This is a genomic window from Bradyrhizobium sp. USDA 4532 (assembly GCF_024171315.1).
In the GTDB taxonomy this organism is placed as follows: domain Bacteria; phylum Pseudomonadota; class Alphaproteobacteria; order Rhizobiales; family Xanthobacteraceae; genus Bradyrhizobium; species Bradyrhizobium australafricanum.
In genome coordinates this window covers 6,867,928-6,888,892 of record NZ_JALJZN010000001.1, presented here as the reverse complement: position 1 = coordinate 6,888,892, position 20,965 = coordinate 6,867,928, and the positions used below count along the sequence as shown (strand labels likewise).

Here is a 20,965-nt window from a genome sequence, read left to right as displayed (position 1 = left end):
GCGTCGCAATCGTCATGCTTGCGGCAATCTCCCCGGTTCGTAGCCTGCTGCTCGCCATCTTTATGCTCATGGCGGGAAGCGGGTTTATGGCGACGCTCCTGAGTTTGCGGCTCGAGCGGGCGGGACAGGGCACGATCGTGATCGGCGCGGTGGCGACCGCCTATTTTGCCGGGCTGGTCGTCGGAGCCCTGCGCTCGGGACGTATCGTCCGGCGCGTGGGACATATCCGCGCCTTTGCGGCGTTCGTTGCGCTTCTCTCCGCGAGCACGCTCGGCTACGCGCAAATCATCCACCCTCTGCTCTGGTCGGGACTGCGGCTGATCGACGGCTTCTGCGTCGCCGGCGTCTTCGTCTGTCTCGAGAGCTGGCTAAACGAACGCGCTGACGCGGCCTCGCGCGGCAGCATTCTAGCGGCCTACATGGTTGCACTATATTGCGGACAGGCGGTGGGACAGTTGCTGCTAGGAGCCAGCGGTGATTTGCCTGCTGTTCCGTTTCAACTAGCCTCAATGCTAATCTCGCTCGCGATCATTCCACTTTGTCTCACACGCAACTCGGCGCCGCCGCCTGCCGAAGCCGCGGCGTTCGGAACCCGAACACTCTTTGCCGCATCTCCCCTCGGTGCTGTCGGAGTAATGACGACCGGCTTGATGTTAGGGGCATTTTACGGATTGGCCGCAGTGCAGGTTCGACGCCTAGGGTTCGATTTATCGCAGACAGCCCACTTCATGATGATCGTGATTCTTGGCGGCGTGATCCTGCAATGGCCGCTCGGACGCATTTCCGACCGCTATGATCGTCGCCAGGTCATCGTGCTCAGTTTCGCGGCAACCCTGTGTATCAGCTTGGTCATCTCCTTTCTCTCGTCGGTCGGCCCGTGGCTGCTGATTCTCGGAACAATGTTTGGTGGCCTCAGCTTTGCGCTCTATCCACTCTGCGTGGCCCATTGCAACGACCGTCTGCACGCCGCACAACGTATCGCCGCAAGTGGACGGCTGGTGCTGCTGTATTCCGTCGGCGCCGCGCTCGGGCCGATCGGTGGAGCGATATTCATGACAGGCTGGAGCAGCGGCGGGCTTTTCCTTTTCATCGCCCTTTGCGCCGGCGGCGCGGCCGCGTTCGGCATGTGGCGGCAGACGGCAACCCCGCCTGTTCCTGCACCCGAGCAGCAGGACTTTCAGATTCTTCCACGCACGACGCCGATTGCATCGCTGCTTGACCCCAATACGCCCGACGCAGCGGTGATCGGAGAACAGCAATCGTGAATGCCCCCGTTTCCGCACCTGATCCAACTGCTGATCGCGCCACGTTGCGCCGTGCGATTGCCGCCTCTGCCGTCGGCAATGCGACGGAATGGTTCGACTACGGCATTTATGCGTATGGCGTGACGTACATTTCCGCGGCACTGTTTCCCGGCGACGTCGGGGAAGCGGTGCTTTTTGCGTTGGCCACGTTCGCGATCTCCTTCCTCATACGGCCGCTAGGCGGGATATTCTGGGGATCGCTGGGAGACCGGGTGGGCCGAAAATCCGTGTTGGCGCTAACGATACTGCTGATGTCGGGCGCGACGCTGTGCGTCGGGCTTATTCCCCCCTACAACAGCGTCGGCTTCTGGGCGCCACTGTCGCTCGTTCTTCTCCGCATCGTACAGGGCTTTTCGACCGGTGGCGAATACGGCGGCGCCGCGACGTTCATGGCCGAGTACGCTCCCGATGACCGACGCGGCTTTTATGGGAGTTTCCTGGAGTTCGGAACGCTGGCCGGCTTCTCGCTGGGCGCATTCCTGATGTTATCCTTCTCGCTCTTTCTGGGTGATCAGGCGATGCACGACTGGGGATGGCGCGTTCCGTTTCTGGTCGCCGCGCCAATGGGCCTCGTCGGCGCGTATCTGCGCGCGAGAATGGAAGATACGCCGGTCTTCCGTGCCCACGAAACCGCAAGCCAGGCACGATCCTCACCAGGCCTGATCGCCCTTCTGGCACGTCACCGGCGTCCTATGCTCGTCGTCGGCGGCCTGGTGGTTGCGCTCAATGTCGTCAATTATACGCTGCTCAGCTACATGCCAACCTATCTTCAGAGCCGCATCGGCCTGTCGCCGGATGAGGCGCTTGCGGTGCCGCTCCTCGGCATGCTGTTCATGATGCTGTTCCTGCCATTTGCTGGCCGGCTCTCGGACCGAATCGGGCGCCGTCCGATGTGGAGCTTCTCCCTGATCGGGTTGTTTCTGCTGGTGGCCCCTCTCTACATGCTCATGGGCACGGGCCTCGTCGGCGCCTGTGTCGGCTTCATTCTGCTCGGGCTGCTCTACGTACCGCAACTCGCGACCATTTCGGCGACCTTCCCGGCCATGTTTCCCACCCATGTGCGTTTCGCCGGCTTCGCCGGCGCTTACAACATTTCGACATCCATTTTTGGCGGCACGGCGCCGGCAATCAACAGCGGCCTTATCTCTGTTACCGGGAACGAGCTGATGCCGGCCTATTACATGATGGCTACATGCGTTGTTGGGCTGATCGCGCTGCGCTTCATGCCGGAGACAGCTGGACGGACTCTTTATGAAGATCCTTTCGCGCGATAGGCCTAGCTAGCACGCCAAGCTTCCGAGGCCGAGGAACGGCTGGAGCGCCTTTATGCGGCCATTGAGAGCGGCGCTATCGATGGTACCGATGGATCCGGATCCCTCAAGAACCGGATCGCCGCGTTGATGGCAAGCCGGGGTAGGGCCGTTGTGGCTCTCCATTATGCGAAGAAGTCGAGTGCACCCCCCATCCAGATTGACCCGATCGCTATCGATCGGTTCACCCGCCTGATGCGTCAGCAACTCGTGTCGGGCGACGTCGCTGCTCGGAAGGCCTATCCCGCAAGCGTGGTCGACGCGATCATCGCGTCGGAGGACCGTCGGCTCAAATGACAGCATCCGGTCCGTTTTCGGCCGAAAGGGTCAACCCAAACCTTGGTTTCATAAATCTGTTCAGGAGTGGTGCCCAGGGGCGGGATCGAACCAACCGGCTTCGCCCTCCGGGCTACGCCGGGACGAGCGCCTGCGTGGAGCGATTGCTGACTACGGTAGCAGCTGGATAATGGTAATGCCTCTGTCCTGTACAAGTACAATGGCGTCGAGCTCTTCTGCAAGTTTTCGATTCCGTTTTTCATGAAGCTTTTTGATCGGGGCAGCTATACGGTCCCAACCATCGAGAAGCTGCTTGGGGACTGCTTTGAGAACGTCGAAGGCGACTATGTAGGCGTGGGCCATCCTGATTGGTGGTCAAAGGGCAGCAAGCGAGCTTCTTAAACGCAGGTGCAATCAACGTTGTGTCGCAAGAAATGTCGAAAGCCCTGCACAAGGTCTCTACGAACACAGCTGCTCAGATTGAACTATGAATATTGCCCTATCTCCTCAACCCACCACGCTCGTCCCGGATACGCCGGGCTGCTATGTTATACGTCGGCCTAACTGACAACCTTCGGCGACGGTGGATCAGCACCTAGATAATCCCGAAAAAACTGGAGAGACTAAGCTTGGGCGCGGTGGTCTTTCATTGGGTCGCGACATCCGACACCTTCAAAGTTGAACGAACTTGGATGAACATTCACATTCAACACGAAGGTGCCTGGCCACTTTTAAATAGGATGTACTCGCCACCTTCAACCTGACTGCGTTTCAAGGTTTAGACTTAGACACCCGAGTGTACAGGTTCTCTTGGCGATCTTAGCTTATCGCCAGTTCTTATGAGAACTGCCTTCCTGGCAGCACACAAAGAATTTCTAGAACTGACGGCGGTGGAGAATCACGGAGATCGCCTTACATTGCACTCGCGGCATCTACTTCGTCTGCGGTTTTGGCCTGCGAAGTACTGCGGAACATTTTCCCATATTACCACATGTACCACCGTAGATATTAGAGCAGTCATTCGTCGATTCCGTCGTGCACGTGTATTCAGTGCGCCCCCCTGTACCGACGTATTTGCAGCAACACTTGTTGACGCCGCAGCCATCATGAGCCCGAACGGGGATCGACACCAAGAGAAGAGATACGACGGAAAAGGAGGTGATCAATCTGTACATTGCAATCTTCCTTTCGCCAATGCGCTGCACCAAACATCAAGCGATTGAGACGCGTTGTTAAGCAGGAACAGACCGAGCTCTCATTGAGCGAAAAAGGAACTCATAGATTTCAGTCCATCCTTGTTGTCGCACTGTTCAGCCAAACTAGGGAATCTAGTAGGATTCGCATTTGGCGCCGGGGGCTGTCCAAAAATTACAGTCCTGAGGTTTGCCTTAGCACCCGAAACGTTTCGATATTCTGTTCCGTAATTAAACCGTGAAGCGAAATCTGAAAGATTCACCTGCTTGAGCGCGATGCTTTTCGCAATGATCTTGTTTCCTTGGATATCACTCTCAATGCTGTGTTCTTTGAGCCACTCCTTTAGCTTGCTTGTCGAAAGAGACCCTGAGGCTCCAGCAGAAATAATGTCCAAGAAGCTCGCGTTAGCAGAGGAACTCGTGTTGAGCGTCCACTCATCTTTTCCCTGATCTTTGGTCCAAACCTTGTTCAATTCTTTGGTGATGGTGTCAGGCTTCAAGTCATCAGCGTTATAGGTACTCTTTCCTTGCTCGCTCTGAAAGAAGCGCTCATCCGCGGTAACATCACGAGCGGAACTTAACAGCCCTTGAATGAAAGACTGATCGAAACTTGCTGGATCCTCAACTGTAAAGGTTCCTCGCACACTGACGGCAGCCTCTTGAGCTAGCGTTCTCAAGTCATGACGAGATACCGTCCCGACCCCGCCAGAGCCGTTCAAATCTATCCAAAGTTTCGTATTCTTTAGCTTCTCAATATCTATAGCCGCGATGTTGAACTTTGTGCTCTTTACACTGAACGAAACCGTTGCGTCCAATTGCATGAATGGAAGGAATTTTAGAAACCGGTCCAAGACCTCTTCCTCCCCACTATTGTCCTTCTCCCACACATCAAATTTGAGAAATAGCTGCTTCGGCGCTGTAAGAAACGATTGAGTTTTTTCGGCAATCGCGACGTTGCGAGCCATCATGCCATCAGGTCGTTCGATATCACTACTGGATATCGTGATTTCGACAAGTGGAAGAATATCTACGTTGGAGCGACCTAGCCTGCAATCTTTCGGGGGCTTGACTGAGTTGGGGTATACAAACGTTATCGCATCAAGAGCGCGATCACGCGCGTCATTAGTTATCAAGTCAAGCGGCACCAAAACACGATTTCGGCGCTTTAGATGTTCATGCTTGCCGTGTTTAACAACTAACGGATCCATGAGAAATTTTTGATATTCAATTTCTCCGTTTGCCGTCTTTCTCGTACTGAGCAATGGCTCTATGACGAACTGCCACTTCTCGATTGCAGTCGCCGCTACCGATTGATTTCTGGTGTTTTCATAGACATGGATAATCTTGTTTCCCCACTCAAACCGCCCAACGTCAACAGAAAGTACGGTTATATCGCTCATACCCGCAGTTTGCCCGTGCGCCGTCACTGACGTCGCACAGCAAATGATTAGAGACATAAGCATCTTTTTCATGAACCGCCCCTGTCTAATGATAAATGCGAAATCTGATGATGCTCCTGGACATTCGAAACCACTCGGCAGATCTGTTCGTACGCTTCTCCCATCAATTGCTTTCGTGCCTTTTACGTCGAACAGTCCTACTGCTCACGGCAGTAGAATAGTGTATGTGGTGCCTCTGTGATCATTCTGTTGCGTCACATAGCAGAGCTCGCAGCAACAGGCCGCTAAAATAACGAGCCAAATCTTCCTCACCTTGTCTTTGCGCTCAGCAGTGGCGGCTCTGTGATGCCGCAGTACTTTCAGGAATCACAGAAGCTCGGCATAGATCGATTTTGCTTGCCCGCAGAGGGAGCCCCTGGCTGGAGTGAGCACGTTGCAAAGCCTTGGGTCGCTCGAACGCTTAGCTCCCGCTGAGACCGTTACTCCGAAAGCGGTCACGTGCTAGCGCGCAATCCGTCTACATGCATTTTGCCGAGGGATTGTTGCCAGGCATACTGCAGACGCAAGTTGGATTCTTTGGCGGCGTACACGTGATATTGAACTTCTTAGTAGTAGTTCCGCAGGTGCAAGAGATTTCTGTAATCCTTACGAGCGGGCTAAAAGCCTCAGGCTTGGAATACATCAACGCCGCCGATCTGACGGGCTCTGCCGCTCGCGACGAGGACAACGATGCGGCTAAAATCAAAATAAAGAATACGCCTTTCATAATTGGCCTATCCTCCACATCCACCGCTTAAACTTAAAGTAGAGCGTCGATTATGATCATTACGACACAACCAGTTGTCAATCCGAAAGCTACTTGCAACCGCGACAAGATGTCCCATATGCAAGACCTCCGTACACACCCCGTCCTGAGATTCCTGCGATCTGGTCTGCGTTGCTTGGTTTGTGTTCTAGTGGTGTAGCCTTTTGCCAAGTTCTTCGCGCCATCCGATGGTCCTACTCTAGATGCAACATGGCCGGTCAACGTCGGATGCAGAGATGCCGCAGATTTATTTAATCGGGCCTCACCAGCGTGAGGCCGCAGGCGACAGCCTCTTTCATGGCCTCGCTCACGCTTGGCCTAACCGCTCAGCCCGAAGTTCGATGGCGAGTCGCTCAAACGCCACGGACAACCAAAAACGCCATAGCCTAGGGCGATGGGAGCAAGCCGGACCAATTACAAGCGGCCTGGCAAGTCTAGAAGGCCCCCCGACCTCGTAACGTGCCAATCGCCTAGCCCTGGATCGCGCTGCATTACTGCTAGATTCGGTTTGTCACCTTGCTGGCGTAGAAAATCTGATCGGCGCAAAATCTAATCGGCTGCGAGACGCGATCCTAAATCAAGATACTCCGCAGCTATTCGAGCACCTATTGGAAGCATTTTCACTGCAGGGCATCAGCGATCATGCAGCACGCAGCTACATGGATCGTCATGGGAGTCATGCCTGGCAGGACCTACAGCGAGCGACCTCTCGGCCTGCGGACTGCTCGAAGCTGCGCAGCTAGTAGAGCTTTTACGGTTGCGGCTACTCGCAGCACGACGCCATCACCCTAGCGGCTACGACGAATGGCACTCCTTGGACGGAATGCGGCTTCAATTCGAGCTTCATCAAGGCGTTGGCCAGATTGAGGCAGGAAGGCAAAATCGGTGATGGCCTGACCTTCCATGGGTTGCGCCACACCGTCGGCAAATTGCTTGTCGAGGCCGGTTACGACATCGACACAGTTCGTCGTTGGCTCGGCCAAGGGACCTTCGCGATGGCAGCGTACTACACCGAGACCGCGGATATTTCGCAGCGGATGCGCGAGGTGGTCGCGAAGTTCGACCCACTCGGGAGCAAATCGCGTACATAGGTGTCTAACTCGCAGCCAGAAATGTCTAACTGGCTAGGAGACGTTCAGCTAAGTCATTGATTTTATGGTGCCCAGGGGCGGGATCGAACCACCGACACTGCGATTTTCAGTCGCATGCTCTACCAACTGAGCTACCTGGGCATACCCGCGGGGCCGAAAGGCCAGAGCGAGCGGGCGGTTTATAGAGAGGTCGGAGCGCCGTGTCCACCCGCCTTCGCCAAAGGCTTCGGCGCGGCGAGCCCGACCGGCACTCTTTCCCCAACTTGTTGGGAAATCTTGGCTATTCCGGGTCCTCCGCGTCGTCCTCGCGGCCTGGGACGACATAGCGGCCGGTCAGCCAGCGGTTGAGATCGACGTCGCGGCAGCGCGCCGAGCAGAACGGGCGGAAGGCCTGCTCGACGGGCTTGCCGCAGATCGCGCAGGCACGCGGGGTGGCAGAGGGTATGGCCTTGGGCGTTCGGGCTTGGTCGGTCATGGCTGGGCCGGAGTTTACATCATCTGCCGCATGTTCCGCTGCGTTCCCTCCCTGCTTGCGGGTAGGGCAATCGCATATGCGTCTTCGCCGGCCGCGCAGGTGCTTGGCCGAGTGGCTCGAGACGGCGGCCTCGCCCGCAAGCGCAGGGCGATAGCCTCGGAGCGAAGGGCGTCTCCGCGATTTCTGGATAATGGAAGAATGCCGCCGATTTGCCCGACGAGTCAAGTTGTCGTGTCGAACGCTGAGCTCGTGATCTGTCGCCTGTTTGTAGCTCGTGAAGTGTCGTGTTTTCGGTGCTCCGGAACAAGGGGGGCACGATGGGCACGGCATCCATTCACGAGGGTGTACGACGGATGCGGTTTTCAGATTTGCTGGATCGGACGGAGGCGAAGGAACTGACGCAGGAGGCAGCATCGGAGGTTCTTGGGATCAGTGTTCGGACGTTTCAACGCTGGGCGGAGCGCTATGAGGCGGAGGGCGACGACGGGCTTGTCGACCGCCGGCTGGGGCGTCGTTCGCCACGGCGGGCGCCGGAGGAGGAGCTGGAACGGATGCTTGCGCTGTACCGGGACAAGTACGCGGACTTCACGGTGAAGCACTTCCACGAGCAGATGCAAAAGCGGCACGACTATGTGCTGGGCTATACGGTGACGAAGCTGGCGCTGCACGCGGCAGGGCTGGTGCGGAAGGCTCCGAAGCGTTCGGCGCACCGCAAGAAGCGGCCGCGGCGGCCGCTTCGGGGCATGCTGCTGCACCAGGACGGATCGCGCCACGTTTGGATCGAAGGCCTGCCCGCGAGGGACCTGATCGTCACGATGGACGATGCGACCAGCGAGATCTACTCGATGGTGCTGGTCGAGGAAGAAGGAACGGCCTCGACCTTCCAGGCCTTGCGCGAAGTGATTGGCGAGCATGGCCTGTTCTGCGCGCTCTACACCGACCGCGGCAGCCATTATTTCCTGACCCCAAAAGCTGGCGAGAAGATCTCGAAGACGCAACAAACCCAGGTGGGACGGGCTTTGTCGCATCTTGGGATCGAGCATATCGCAGCCTATTCGCCGCAGGCGCGCGGGCGCTCCGAGCGGGTGTTCGGCACCTTGCAGGACCGGCTGCCGAAGGAGCTGCGGCTTGCCGGGATCACGACGGTTGAGGCTGCCAACGCGTGGCTGAAGGCGCATTACATCCCCGGGCACAACGCCGCGTTTGCGATCAAGCCCGAACAGGAAGGCACGGCATTCGTGGCCGACCGGCATGAGGCCTGGCGCGAGGCGCTGTGCGTGATCGAGGAGCGAACCGTCGCCAACGACAATACCGTTGCATGGAACGGTCGGCGGCTGCAGTTGCCGGAGAGCCGGCTCAGGCCTCACTTCGTCAAGGCTGTGGTGCGCCTCCATGAGTATCCCGATGGCACCGTCAGCGTGTTCCTCGGACCGCATCGGTTGGCGATGTTTAGCGCCAACGGACAGCAGATCAGCCCCGACGCGCCCCAGCCTGGCGGCGTGCTCGGAGCCGTCAAGGACAAGCCCTGGCGGGCGCGCAAGCGCGCGTCCTTGACCGCTCCTGCGCGCACCGCCGTCGAGAAAGCGCGGGTCGGGACGGAGAAACGGGCTTCAAGTCGAACAAAGAAACTCACCCACAGGGCTAAAACCGCCACAACAGCCGTGGCATGATCAATCAGGGAAAGCCGTCCCCGCCTTCCGGCTCCCCTGCAAATCAGAAACGAAGGCGACAGATCACGAGCTACAAAAACACGACATCTTCACCCGCTACGGACAGTTGCCGTGTCGAACACGCTAGCTGTCGGCTCCTTTGCATGGGGTTGTTTTCGATATTTTGGCAGCGCGCCCCTGCGGCAGGCTATCGCGTCCGGCTATCGGCCTCGTTGCATAGCCCGGCCATGACGATGTGGAGCAGTTGAGGTGGGGTCTCATCGCGGGTCGTTCAGGAGGAAAGAGCCCCATCCGTATCGCATCTTCGATGCGATACGACCTCAGTGGATACCTCACACCGCGACGGAGTTGAGCCAGCCGTGGCGGATCGGAAAGCCCTCGCCGCCGAGCAAGGTCACGGTCTCGTAGAGCGGCAGGCCGACCACGTTGGTGTAGGACCCGACCATCTTGACCACGAACGATCCGGCAATGCCCTGCACCGCGTAGCCGCCGGCTTTGCCGCGCCATTCGCCGGAGCCGATATAGGCCTGGATGTCGTCCTCGCTGAGCCGCTTGAAGCGCACGCGCGTTTCGACCAGGCGCTGACGGAATGCCTCGCGCGGCGTCACCACGCAGATCGCGGTGTAGACGCGGTGATTGCGGCCCGACAGCAGCCGCAGACACTGCGCGGCCTCGTCGACCAGATTGGCCTTGGGCAGGATGCGGCGGCCGACCGCGACCACGGTGTCGGCGGCAATGATGAAGGAGCCGCGCAGGTCGTCGTCGAGATGCACCGATTTCAGCGCCGCGTCGGCCTTGGCACGCGCCAGGCGGTTGGCGCAGGCGCGCGGCAACTCGCCCCGCCGCGGAGTCTCGTCGACATCGGCCGGGCGCAGCGCATCGGGCTCGATGCCGGCCTGGTTGAGCAGGGCCAGCCGCCGCGGCGAACCGGAAGCAAGAACGAATTTGGGACGGCCTATCATGCGGGCTTTTGGGCTGAATCGGGGGGACGGACGCGGGCGGAACCTATCGGATGGGGCATGGATGCACAACCTTGGAACCGGCCGCGAATCGCGCCCCCGCCTGAGACCAGGCCCCATAAGCACAGCTGTTTGTCAGTCTGGCGACAAGCGGCGGTTCTGCGAATCGGAACACGCTGGTCCCCTCGCCTGGCCGAGCCTCACAGGTTTGCCGCGCCGGCCTTGGCAAAGCGGCGGCGGATGCGCAGCAACAGGCCGTCGCAGACCTCGCGGTAGGCGGCGAGCTTCTGCTCGCGGTTGCCGCTGGTGCCGGTCGGATCCTGCGTCGGCCAGTATTCGACATCGGCGGCGAGCGTGCGGGTGAGATCCAGCGCCCTGTGGTGCGCCTCCGGCGACAGCGTGATGATGAGATCGAAGTTCAGCCCCTCCCAGTCCTCGAGCTCCTCGAAGGTTTGCGGCTTGTGGCTGGAAATGTCCTGGCCGAGTTCGGCCATCACCGAGACGGCGAACGGGTCGAGTTCGCCCTTCTTGACGCCGGCCGAGCGAACATAGAGGCCTTGCGGAAACATCTGCTGCAGCAGGCTTTCGGCCATCGGCGACCGCACGCTGTTCAGGCCGCATGCGAACAGCACGGCCTGGGGATTGCGCGCGCGCGGCGCTTCCATGCGATCAGGCTTTTTTCGATCGGGGTACGCCCCCGTCAATCACCGCTTCACCGATCATGCGCCTTCACCCTTCCAGTGCAGCACAGTGATCAGCGTGAACAGCCGCCGCGCGGTCTCGAAATCGACGCGCACCTTGCCCTTGAGCCGCTCCTGCAGCGTGCGCGAGCCCTCGTCATGGATGCCGCGGCGGCCCATGTCGATCGCCTCGATCTTGTCCGGCGTCGCGGTCCGGATCGCCTGATAGTAGCTGTCGCAAATCATGAAGTAGTCCTTCACGACGCGGCGGAACGGGGTCAGCGACAACAGATGCGCGACCACCGGCGCGCCGTCCTCCTTGCGGATATCGAACATCAGCCGGTTGCCGGTGATCGCGATATGCAGGGTGTAAGGCCCCGGCCCGGCGGCGCCCTCGGGCGCGAATAGGTTCTGCTCGATCAAATCGTAGATCGCGATCGCCCGCTCATGCTCGATATCGGGCCCGGAACGGCCGATCGATTCCTCGTCGAGCGTCACCGCGACGATGCGATTGTTGGAATCCTCGTCGTCTGGTGGCTTGTTCATGAGAGGTTGAGGCGCAATCCGACGGAACGTGAATGGGCATCGAGACCCTCGGCCTGGCCGAGCGTCATCGCGGCGGGCCCGAGCGCACGCAGCTGATCCGGCCCGCACCGCAGGATCGAGGTTCGCTTCATGAAGTCAAGCACCCCGAGGCCCGAGGAGAACCGCGCCGAGCGCGCGGTCGGCAGCACATGGTTGGAGCCGCCGACATAGTCGCCGATCGCCTCCGGGGTATGGGCCCCGAGGAAGATCGCCCCGGCGTTGCGGACCTTGTTCGACAGGCCCTCGGCATCCGCGGTCATGATCTCAAGATGCTCGGCCGCGATCGCATTGGCGAGCTCGACCGCGTCGTCGAGTTTTGCCACCTTGATCACGGCACCGAAGTCGTTCCACGAGGTGTGGGCGATCTCGCCGCGCGGCAAGGTCGCTAGCTGCGTCTCGACCGCGCGCTCGACGTCGGCGGCGAGCCGTGCACTGTCGGTGATCAGGATCGACTGCGCGCTGACGTCATGCTCGGCCTGGGCCAGGAGATCGGCCGCGATCCAGTCGGCATTACCGGTGTCGTCGGCGATGACCAGCACCTCGGAGGGGCCGGCGATCATGTCGATGCCGACCTTGCCGAACACCAGCCGTTTTGCCGCGGCGACATAGGCGTTGCCGGGGCCGACGATTTTGGCGACCGGCGCGATTGTCGCGGTGCCATAGGCCAGTGCCGCCACCGCCTGGGCGCCGCCGACGCGGTAGATTTCCGAGACGCCGCCGAGATGGGCGGCGGCGAGCACCAGCGGGTTGAGCTTGCCGTCCGGCGCCGGAACCACCATCACCACCCGCGGCACGCCGGCGACCTTGGCCGGCACCGCGTTCATCAGCACCGAGGACGGATAGGCCGCGGTGCCGCCGGGCACATAGAGCCCGACCGCATCGACCGCGCTCCAGCGCCAGCCGAGCTCGACGCCGGCGGCATCGGTGAAGTGCTCGTCCTTCGGCAACTGGCGGCGGTGGAAGGTCTCGACCCGGTCGCGCGCGAACCTCAGGGCGTCGACGGTCTTGGGGTCGCAGGCCGCAACCGCGGCGTCGATCTCGGCTGCGGTAATGCGCAGGCCGGCCGCGTCGATATCGAGCCGGTCGAACTTTTTGGTCGCCTCGAGCAGCGCCGCGTCGCCGCGGGCCGCCACGTCGTCGACGATCGTGCGGGTGGCGCGCTCGACGTCGGCCGACACCTCGCGCTTGGCCGCCAGGAAATCGCGGAATCGCTGCTCGAAATCGGCGCTCTGTCGGTCCAGGCGAACGGGCATGACGGCTTTCTTAGGAGGAATTCGGGTCCCTGCTCAATGGCGCGACGGATAATGGCCGTCAACCCTTGGGGGATGTCATTCCGGGATGGTCCCAAGGACCAGACCCGGAATCTCGAGATTCCGGGTTCGGTCCGGAGCCTGTCATCGGGCCGCGCCTTGCGCGGACCCGTTGGGACCGCCCCGGAATGACGTGCCCAATCACCCCGGCGCCACGCCGAGATCGTCGATGCCCAGATCGGTCAATTCGCACTCCAGGCACTCGACATCCAGCCGCAGCGCCCCACCATGGCCGAACATCAGGAGCGCGCTGCCGCCCGGCGGGTCGGAGGCATAGAACTCGATCCCGAGCAGTTCCAGGGTGGCTTCCGGGACTTCCAGGTCGATATTGCGCGACTTGCATGCCAGCACCCGGTCGAACCTGAGCGCGGCGATCAGCCGCCGCGAGCAGGCGCCGCCCGACAGGGTCTGCTCCCAGTCCAGCCGGTTTAGGCCGACCACGAGCCGCTTCTCGTCCTGGCGCCAGACGATGTCGGAGGGCTGGACGTGGGCGTCCTGCACATGAGCCGAGATGACCGCGAGGTCATCGGCATCGAGAGCAATCAGTTTCAGCGGCGCGGGTGGGGACATGACGGTGGTTATAACGCCTCGCGGCCCGGGAGGTACCAAGAGACCTGGCGAAATCGCCGCTCGAGGGAACCGGCCCACCGCGCTTCAGAGGCGATTGATGTCCTCGCTCTCCAGCACCGGCCTGGGGTAGCCGTCGCGGGCGACCTTCAGCATGGCGCGGCCGAGCCGTTCCGACGTCGTCATGTAGTTCGGGGCGACCCGCACCAGAAAGGAAAGCAGCGGCGAGGTCGCGAGATAGATCGCCTGCACCCAGCCGGTCTTGGAGCGGACGCCATGCAGCGGCTGGATCCCGGCGGGCCGGAACATGTAGGCGGCCTTGAACGGCAGCTTGAGCAAATCGTTCTCGGTCTTGCCCTTCACCCGCGCCCACATCAACGGGCCGCGCTCGGTGGAATCGGTGCTGCGCCCCGTGACATAGGTAAACACCATGCCGGGATTGAGCCGCGCCAGCACCGTCGCCGCGGCCAGTGTGATGTCGTAGGTGAGATGGCGGTAGCGTGCCTCGTCCATGCCGATCGAGGAGACGCCGAGGCAGAAGAAGCAGGCGTCGTAGCCGGCAAGCTGCGGTTCGATCGCGCTGTAATCGACGAAATTGTCGTGGATCAACTCGACAAGCTTGGCATCGCGCTGCCCGGTCGGGCTGCGCCCAACCGCGAGCACGCGCTCGACACCGGGATCGAGCAGGCATTCGCGCAGCACGCCCTGCCCGACCATGCCGGTCGCGCCGAACAGGATGACCTTCATCTCGATTGCCCTGCTGCCGCCCGATCCGTTCAGGCGGCGGTTGCGACCTGATCAAACGATACACCGGTCAGCGCCGCCGAGATATCCCATAGCCGCTGCGCTACCGCGGTGTCCCTGGCGTGCGGCATGATGCGCGCCGGCGCAGGTGGGCCCTTCAACTCGTAGAACCCGTTGGGCCCGTAATAGCCGCCCGGCTGGGCCGCGGCTGAGGTCGCCGCGAACAGCGTCGGCAATGCGCCCACCGCCGCGGAGTGGCTCATGATCGGCTGCAAATATCGACCGAACCGCCACGACAGGCTGTCGGTGCCGGGACCGTTCGGGATCAGCTCGGTGCGCGCGTAGCCGGGATGCGCGGCATTGCTCATCAGTCCCCAGCCGTTGATCGCACTGCGACGCTGCAGTTCGAGCGCGAACATCAGCATCGCAAGCTTCGACTGGCAGTAGGCGCGCCACGGCGCGTAGGAACGGCGGGCCTGCAGATCGTCGAAATTGATGACGCCGGAGCGATGCGCAAGGCTGGAAAGATTGACGACGCGGGTGTTGTGGCCGCGGCGGAGCTGCGGCAACAGCAGCGCGGTCAACGCATAGTGGCCGAGATAGTTGGTGCCGAACTGCATCTCGAACTCGTCAACGGTGACCTGCCGCTTCGGCAGCGACATCACCGCGGCATTGTTGATCAGAAGATCGAGCGCGGTATGCGTGGCGGCGAAGCGCCCGGCGAAATCGGCGACCGATGCGAGGTTCGCGAGGTCGAGCGTTTCATAGGTCACCGCGGCATCGGGAAGCTGCGCGCGGATCCGCGCCAGCGCGTCCTGCCCCTTGGCGCCGTTGCGGCCGGTGAGCACGACATTGGCGCCGGCGCGCGCCAGTTCCAGCGCGGTCTCGTAGCCGAGTCCGCCGGTAGCGCCCGTGATCACGGCGGTCCTGCCGCCCTGCCGCGGAATGTCTGCAGTGCTCCAGCCGGTCATGCTTATATCTCCTTGCAACACGATTCGGGTTTCTCGTCGGGTTCCTGCGGGTCCAGCCGCATCCGACGAAATGTGCACTAAGTGCATTTTTGCAAGGGGTGAAAAATTGCAACGTCCGGCGCCCGCGCGCAAACCGGCCAGGAAATCGGCCAAGAAACCGGTCAAGTCGGTGCAATCCAAAGCGAATCCGGCGTCGCCGGCGGCGGGCCTGCGCGCGCGCAAGCGGCAGGAGACCCGGGAGCGGCTGACCAAGGCCGCGATGATGCTGTTTCTCGAGCGCGGCTTCGAGGCGACCACGCTCGACGACATCGTCGCCGCCGCCGACGTCTCGCGCCGCACCTTCTTTCACTATTTCGCCTCGAAGGAAGACGTGGTGCTGGCCTGGCAGGAGGACGGCACCGCGGCACTGATCGCAGCCGTTGCGGCGCGCCCGGCCACTGAATCCATGCTGCAGGCCGCCGAGAACGCCATCGCCGACATGGTCAAGCAGATCGATCCGCGCGAGGCGGTCGCGCTGGCGCGGCTGAAGCGCGACAATCCAGCGCTGCAGGCGCGCGATCAGGCCAAATATGAAGGGCTTGAGCGCGAACTCGCCAACGCGTTGCTCAAGCGCGCCAACCACAAGAATGACCGGATGAAAGCCCGGCTGGTCGCGATGATCACGACCGGCGCGATGCGCGTCGGCAGCGAGCTCTGGGCCGACGATGGCGCCCGCGAGAAGCCGGACCTGGTCGCCAAGCGCCTGTTCGCCGCGATCCGCGCGATTTTCGAGTGAGCCAGCCGATCACGGCGCTTCCGAAACATAGTCTCCGTAAGGCGAGCACATGCTTCGGACTCCTCCCCCTTGTGGTAGGGCAATCGCATATGGCCGTTTGAGGCGATCGGAGTTCCCACAAACTCGTCATGCCCGAGCTTGTCCCGGGCATCCACGTCTTCGTTTCCACGCGAAGAGAAGACGTGGATGGCCGGGACAAGTGTTTAGCCCGGCCATGACGGCGCGGAAGAATCGGTTCATTCCGTATGCGATTGCCCTGCCCCTTGTGGGGAGAGGAGTGAGCCACCGGGCGAGGTGGATTGAGGCTGCGCAATGTTGAGACGCGCGGCGCAGAGCACAGCCTCTCTCACCTTCAGCCCTTGATGAACGCCAGCAGGTCGGCGTTGATCGTCTCGGCCTCCGTCGTCGGCATGCCGTGCGGAAAACCCTTATAGGTCTTCAGCGTGCCGTTCTTCAGAAGCTTGGCCGAGAGCGGGGCGGAGTCGGCGTAGGGCACGATCTGGTCGTCGTCGCCATGCATCACCAGCACCGGCACGTTGATCTTCTTCAGATCCTCGGTGAAGTCGGTCTGCGAGAACGCGACGATGCCGTCGTAATGCGCCTTGGCGCCGCCCATCATGCCCTGCCGCCACCAGTTCTGGATCACGGCTTCCGACGGTTTTGCGCCGGGCCGGTTGTAGCCGTAGAACGGCCCGGCCGGCAGGTCGCGGTAGAATTGCGAGCGATTGGCGGCGAGTTGAGCCTGCAAGCCGTCGAATACCGACTTCGGCAAGCCGCCGGGATTATTCGCCGTCTGCACCATCAACGGCGGCACCGCGCTCAGGATCGCCGCCTTCGCCACCCGGCTCTCGCCGTGGCGGGCGATGTAGTGCACCACCTCGCCGCCGCCGGTGGAATGGCCGACATGGACGGCGTTCTTCAGATCGAGATGCGCGGTGACGGAAGCGAGGTCGTCGGCATAGTGATCCATGTCATGACCGTCGGCGACCTGGGCGGAGCGGCCGTGGCCGCGGCGGTCATGGGCGACGACGCGAAAGCCGTGCCCCACGAAGAACAGCATCTGCGCGTCCCAGTCGTCCGACGACAGCGGCCAGCCATGGCTGAACACGATCGGCTGGCCCGAGCCCCAATCCTTGTAGAAAATCTCGACGCCGTCTTTGGTGGTGATGGTGGGCATTGGAAGCACTCCTTCAGCTGATCGTCATTCCGGACACGCCAGGCGTGAACGAACCTTGGGCGACGGCGCATCGCGGACACGCCACCGCATCTCGTCTTCTATGCTGCGTGTCGCCACGAAATGAGGTCATCCGCCCCGGATCAGGCGAACGTGACCGCCCTGAACCGGCGCCAGGCACCGATGGTCACCAGGACGAAGAACACCAGCACGATGCCCTGCACCACGGCAAAGACCGGCCCGGATGGCGGGTTCGGCGGCACGGCTGGCGCCAGCGCCTGCAACGCCGGCACCTTGAGGAAGCTCTGGATGACCAGCACGAAGACGTTGAGATAGAGCGAGACCATCGCGGTCACGATATAGATCGGACGCCAGGCGCCCTTGAGCTGCATCGCATAGAGCGCAATGCAGGCGATCGCGAGCAGCACCAGCGAAAGCCCGCCGATGATGTGCGACGGCAGCAGCTTCTCGGTCACCAAAGGCGGGATCACGAAGCCGGTGGCGCTGGTCAGGATCGTGAGCGCGAGGAAGATCGCGGTCAGCCCCGGCATCGCGCGCGAGCCGAGCAGCCCGAACATCACGAGCACGCCGGCGACGATTGCAATCAGGCTGATAATGACGTGCACGAGCACCAATGTCGTCATGTGGCGCACTCCCCGTTGAGACCCGCGTGCGAGGTTACGATGCGTGACGGAAAATTGCTACATGCTTCGATGGCAGGACGGCCGACATCCCATCAAAAATTGCCGGCGCGGGCGATTGCTGAAAATTTTCGCACATATGTCACACGATGCGGCACGTGCGCCGTGCGAGAAGCCTCATCAATAATAGCGCGGGATCGGTCCGTTATGCGGCGTCTTGCGCTTCGACAGGTCGAACAGCACCTCGTCGACATAGCACCAGCCCCAGCCTTCCGGCGGATCGTAGCCCTCGATCACGGGATGGCCGGTGGCGTGGAAATGCGCCGTCGCATGCCGGTTCGGCGAGTCGTCGCAGCAGCCGACATGGCCGCAAGTGCGGCAGATGCGCAAATGCAGCCAGCGGCTGCCGCTCTTCAAGCATTCCTCGCAGCCAAGCGCACTCGGCGTGACATCCTGGATGCCGGCGATATGGGTGCAGCCTTTCGTCATTTTTCGGCCCTTACCTGTCGCAGCTATCTGATCCGTCATCCTGAGGTGCGAGCTCTTGCGAGCCTCGAAGGATGCACGGACACACTGTGGCCGATTCATTCTTCGAGACGCCGCTTCGCGGCTCCTCAGGATGACGGGAAAACGTTTGCGTGCGTCGCATCGACGTTGCTACAGTGTGTGATCACCCGCGTCAGCGAGATAGCCGTGCAGCGCGGCCACCACCTGAGCGCCCTCGCCGATCGCGCCGCCGACGCGCTTGACCGATCCGGAGCGGACGTCGCCGACCGCGAACACGCCGGGCACCGTGGTCTCGAGCAGCGGCACGGCGCGCGCGCCTTCGCCGGTCTGCACGCCGGTCATCACGAAGCCGCCGCGGTCGACCTGCACCCCGCAGCCCTCGAGCCAGCCGGTCGCCGGATCGGCGCCGACAAACAAAAAGAGATTGCGGATATCCATGGTGAACTCGTCGGGCGCGAGCCGGCTGCGCCAGCGCACCCGCTGCAGCGTCTCCGCGCCGTCGAGCCCGATCACCTCGGTGTTGAACATCAATTCGATATTCGGCGTCGCCTCGATGCGCTCGATCAAATAGCGCGACATGCTGGCTCCGAGCCCGCCGCCGCGGATCATCATGTTGACCTTGCGGGCATGCGCCGACAGGAACACCGCCGCCTGCCCCGCGGAGTTGCCGCCGCCGACCAGCACGACGTCCTGGTTGGCGCAGAGCCGCGCCTCGATCGGCGAGGCCCAGTACCAGACGCCGCGGCCTTCAAAGGCATCGAGATTGTCGATCTCGGGCCGGCGATAGCGCGCCCCGCTGGCGACCACCACGGATTTCGCGCGCAGCGTATGCCCGCAGGCGGTGTCGAGCACGAATGCGCCGGACGCTTTCGTGCAGTCGAGCGATTTGATCGAGACCGGGATCAGCATCTCGGCGCCGAATTTCTGGGCCTGGTTGAAGGCGCGCCCGGCCAGCGCCTGGCCGGAGATGCCGGTCGGAAAGCCCAGATAGTTTTCGATGCGCATGCTGGCGCCGGCCTGGCCGCCGAAGGCGCGGGAATCGAACACCGCAACCGACAGGCCTTCCGACGCCGCATAGACCGCGGTGGCAAGCCCGGCCGGGCCGCTGCCGACCACGGCGACATCGTAGAGTTTTTCATGCGCGCTGTTGCCGATCATGCCGAGCGCCATCGCAAGCGCGGTCTCGGACGGATTGCGCAGCACCGTGCCGTTGGGACAGACCACCAGCGGCAGCTCGGCGCGCGTCGGCGAATAGCGCGCGACGAGGTCGGCGGCATCCTTGTCGGTCTCGGGATCGAGGAGGTGGTGCGGCTGGCCGTTGCGCGCCAAAAAATTCTGCAGCGACGCCATGTTGCCGACCGAGGCGGGGCCGATCAGCACCGGCCCGCCGGCGCCGCCCTGGATCAGGCTGACGCGGCGCAGGATCAGCGCGCGCATGATGCGTTCGCCGAGATCGGCCTCCGCAACCAAGAGCGCGCGCAGCCGGTCGGGCGGCAGCAGCAGCGTCTCGACCACCCCATCGGCATGGCCGTCGACCAGCGCCGGGCGGCCGGAGAGCTGGCCGATCTCGGCGAGGAACTGGCCCGGTCCCTGGTCGATGATCGGCGCGACATGGCCGAGGCCGTCGCGCTGGGTGATCGAGACATTGCCCGACAGCACCACGAACATGCCGGGCCCGGGCTTGCCGGTCTCGAACAGCGCCTCGCCGTCCTGGTATGAGCGCGGCTCGCCGAAGCGGCGCATCCGCTCGATCTCGTGCGCGGTCAGGGTCGGAAAGGTCTGCTCATGGCGCGGGAAGGCGTAGGCGGTTGCGCTCAGCCGATCGATCGTCGTCTCATCTACAGCCATCTCGGCAACCCGCTTCCTTATAACAATGCGCACGAACCGGGTTAACGGCGCGGCTCGTTTCCGCCGGCGTCATCTGGTGAGCCGCCATCTAGCGAACCATGGGCGGCTTCGGAAGAGGCCGCATCGTCACGACCGCGCGCCTGCGATTTCCGCCGCTTCAGGTTTTCGCGCAGCGCGAGCTTGAGACGATCCTGTCGTGAATCCTTCACGCGGGCTCCGGCCTGCCCGCCGCCTCTGTCCTGGTCGCCTGTCATTGCAAAACTCTCGAACCGCCGCCGCGCTGCGCGCGAGGCGAGCATAGCCAATGGCGGGTGCCCGCGCACCCTGCCCGGTCGGCCAGTTGCGGCGATATGATTCGGCGGCAAGCGCGGATCGGGATAGTTTCGGCGCGATCGGGAACCCAATCCGGCCGAAATCGGCCAGATTGGCCGGAATCAACGGCGAGGCGGTCGATTTCTGCCGATTTCAAGGGCGACAGGGGCGCGGTTTCGCTTGCGCCAAAGGGAGGCCTGTGGCAAGAACCGCCCGCTTGGACGGGCCCTCGGGGCCGATTCATTTTTCCCGGGCATGCTGCCGTAGCTCAGTGGTAGAGCACTCCATTGGTAATGGAGAGGTCGACAGTTCAATCCTGTCTGGCAGCACCATCTTTTCAATGACTTAGCTAGCCTCCGATCCCCCAT

20 protein-coding genes and 2 tRNA genes are annotated in these 20,965 nt (G+C 62.0%); 7 read left to right on the top strand and 15 right to left on the bottom strand.

Annotation, left to right across the window (positions count from 1 at the left end; genetic code table 11):
* The first annotated feature begins 14 nt into the window (after positions 1-14).
* Both J2R76_RS31645 and J2R76_RS31640 read left to right on the top strand, forming a co-directional pair.
* Positions 15-1,265, top strand: a complete 1,251-nt coding sequence (locus J2R76_RS31645; protein WP_141342790.1) for an MFS transporter — start codon at positions 15-17, stop codon at positions 1,263-1,265.
* A complete protein-coding gene (locus J2R76_RS31640; protein WP_199805256.1) occupies positions 1,262-2,578 on the top strand; it encodes an MFS transporter in 1,317 nt (438 codons plus the stop codon). The genes J2R76_RS31645 and J2R76_RS31640 overlap by 4 nt, the downstream gene beginning before the upstream one ends.
* Before the next feature lie 1,567 nt (positions 2,579-4,145).
* Here J2R76_RS31640 and J2R76_RS31635 read toward each other — a convergent pair.
* Positions 4,146-5,555: a hypothetical protein gene (locus J2R76_RS31635; protein WP_253625313.1), complete on the bottom strand. Its 1,410-nt coding sequence runs from the start codon at positions 5,553-5,555 to the stop codon at positions 4,146-4,148.
* Between the two features lie 449 nt (positions 5,556-6,004).
* On the opposite strand from J2R76_RS31635, the gene J2R76_RS31630 reads away from it, so the two are divergent.
* Both J2R76_RS31630 and J2R76_RS31625 read left to right on the top strand, forming a co-directional pair.
* Positions 6,005-6,280: a hypothetical protein gene (locus J2R76_RS31630; protein ID WP_141342788.1), complete on the top strand. Its 276-nt coding sequence runs from the start codon at positions 6,005-6,007 to the stop codon at positions 6,278-6,280.
* 790 nt (positions 6,281-7,070) lie between these two features.
* On the top strand, positions 7,071-7,379 hold the full coding sequence (locus J2R76_RS31625) for a tyrosine-type recombinase/integrase (protein WP_141342787.1): 309 nt from the start codon (positions 7,071-7,073) through the stop codon (positions 7,377-7,379).
* A gap of 65 nt (positions 7,380-7,444) precedes the next feature.
* Here the strand turns inward: J2R76_RS31625 and J2R76_RS31620 are convergent.
* A tRNA-Phe gene (locus J2R76_RS31620) sits at positions 7,445-7,520 on the bottom strand.
* 139 nt (positions 7,521-7,659) lie between these two features.
* Positions 7,660-7,854, bottom strand: coding sequence for a DNA gyrase inhibitor YacG (gene yacG / locus J2R76_RS31615; protein ID WP_141342786.1), 195 nt, complete (start codon positions 7,852-7,854; stop codon positions 7,660-7,662).
* 353 nt (positions 7,855-8,207) lie between these two features.
* Here yacG and J2R76_RS31610 point away from each other — a divergent pair, with 353 nt between their 5' ends.
* Entirely contained in the window at positions 8,208-9,524 is a 1,317-nt protein-coding gene (locus J2R76_RS31610; protein WP_253625312.1) for an ISNCY family transposase, read from the top strand.
* 332 nt (positions 9,525-9,856) lie between these two features.
* On the opposite strand, the gene J2R76_RS31605 is transcribed toward J2R76_RS31610, so the two are convergent.
* The 7 genes from J2R76_RS31605 to J2R76_RS31575 form a co-directional block, all read right to left on the bottom strand.
* Entirely contained in the window at positions 9,857-10,486 is a 630-nt protein-coding gene (locus tag J2R76_RS31605; protein WP_141342974.1) for a Maf-like protein, read from the bottom strand.
* Positions 10,487-10,683: 197 nt separating this feature from the next.
* Positions 10,684-11,148, bottom strand: coding sequence for a low molecular weight phosphatase family protein (locus tag J2R76_RS31600; RefSeq protein ID WP_141342973.1), 465 nt, complete (start codon positions 11,146-11,148; stop codon positions 10,684-10,686).
* 54 nt (positions 11,149-11,202) lie between these two features.
* Positions 11,203-11,709: a UPF0262 family protein gene (locus tag J2R76_RS31595; protein ID WP_016841326.1), complete on the bottom strand. Its 507-nt coding sequence runs from the start codon at positions 11,707-11,709 to the stop codon at positions 11,203-11,205.
* A complete protein-coding gene (hisD, locus tag J2R76_RS31590) occupies positions 11,706-13,001 on the bottom strand; it encodes a histidinol dehydrogenase (protein WP_141342972.1) in 1,296 nt (431 codons plus the stop codon). The genes J2R76_RS31595 and hisD overlap by 4 nt, the downstream gene beginning before the upstream one ends.
* 198 nt (positions 13,002-13,199) lie before the next feature.
* Entirely contained in the window at positions 13,200-13,628 is a 429-nt protein-coding gene (locus J2R76_RS31585; protein ID WP_057018152.1) for a DUF2948 family protein, read from the bottom strand.
* 84 nt (positions 13,629-13,712) lie between these two features.
* Positions 13,713-14,372: an epimerase gene (locus J2R76_RS31580; RefSeq protein WP_253625311.1), complete on the bottom strand. Its 660-nt coding sequence runs from the start codon at positions 14,370-14,372 to the stop codon at positions 13,713-13,715.
* A gap of 29 nt (positions 14,373-14,401) precedes the next feature.
* Positions 14,402-15,340 (bottom strand): SDR family oxidoreductase, encoded by a 939-nt coding sequence (locus J2R76_RS31575; protein WP_141342971.1) that lies wholly within the window; start codon positions 15,338-15,340, stop codon positions 14,402-14,404.
* A gap of 169 nt (positions 15,341-15,509) precedes the next feature.
* Here J2R76_RS31575 and J2R76_RS31570 point away from each other — a divergent pair, with 169 nt between their 5' ends.
* On the top strand, positions 15,510-16,115 hold the full coding sequence (locus J2R76_RS31570) for a TetR family transcriptional regulator (protein WP_229193278.1): 606 nt from the start codon (positions 15,510-15,512) through the stop codon (positions 16,113-16,115).
* A 352-nt stretch (positions 16,116-16,467) separates the two neighbouring features.
* Here J2R76_RS31570 and J2R76_RS31565 read toward each other — a convergent pair whose 3' ends face one another.
* From J2R76_RS31565 to J2R76_RS31545, 5 genes are all read right to left on the bottom strand, one after another.
* On the bottom strand, positions 16,468-17,292 hold the full coding sequence (locus J2R76_RS31565) for an alpha/beta fold hydrolase (RefSeq protein ID WP_050382324.1): 825 nt from the start codon (positions 17,290-17,292) through the stop codon (positions 16,468-16,470).
* A gap of 140 nt (positions 17,293-17,432) precedes the next feature.
* Positions 17,433-17,933 carry a hypothetical protein gene (locus J2R76_RS31560; RefSeq protein ID WP_057018160.1) on the bottom strand — a complete coding sequence of 167 codons (501 nt, stop codon included), beginning with the start codon at positions 17,931-17,933 and terminating at the stop codon, positions 17,433-17,435.
* Between the two features lie 177 nt (positions 17,934-18,110).
* The gene (locus tag J2R76_RS31555) at positions 18,111-18,419 is read right to left on the bottom strand and encodes a UBP-type zinc finger domain-containing protein (protein WP_057018148.1); all 309 of its coding nucleotides are present in this window, start codon (positions 18,417-18,419) and stop codon (positions 18,111-18,113) included.
* A 168-nt stretch (positions 18,420-18,587) separates the two neighbouring features.
* Positions 18,588-20,285, bottom strand: a complete 1,698-nt coding sequence (locus J2R76_RS31550; protein WP_141342968.1) for a cyclic nucleotide-binding domain-containing thioredoxin-disulfide reductase — start codon at positions 20,283-20,285, stop codon at positions 18,588-18,590.
* 41 nt (positions 20,286-20,326) lie between these two features.
* The gene (locus J2R76_RS31545; protein ID WP_194295391.1) at positions 20,327-20,539 is read right to left on the bottom strand and encodes a hypothetical protein; all 213 of its coding nucleotides are present in this window, start codon (positions 20,537-20,539) and stop codon (positions 20,327-20,329) included.
* Positions 20,540-20,854: 315 nt separating this feature from the next.
* On the opposite strand from J2R76_RS31545, the gene J2R76_RS31540 reads away from it, so the two are divergent.
* Positions 20,855-20,929 (top strand) — tRNA-Thr (locus tag J2R76_RS31540).
* Positions 20,930-20,965: the final 36 nt, after the last annotated feature.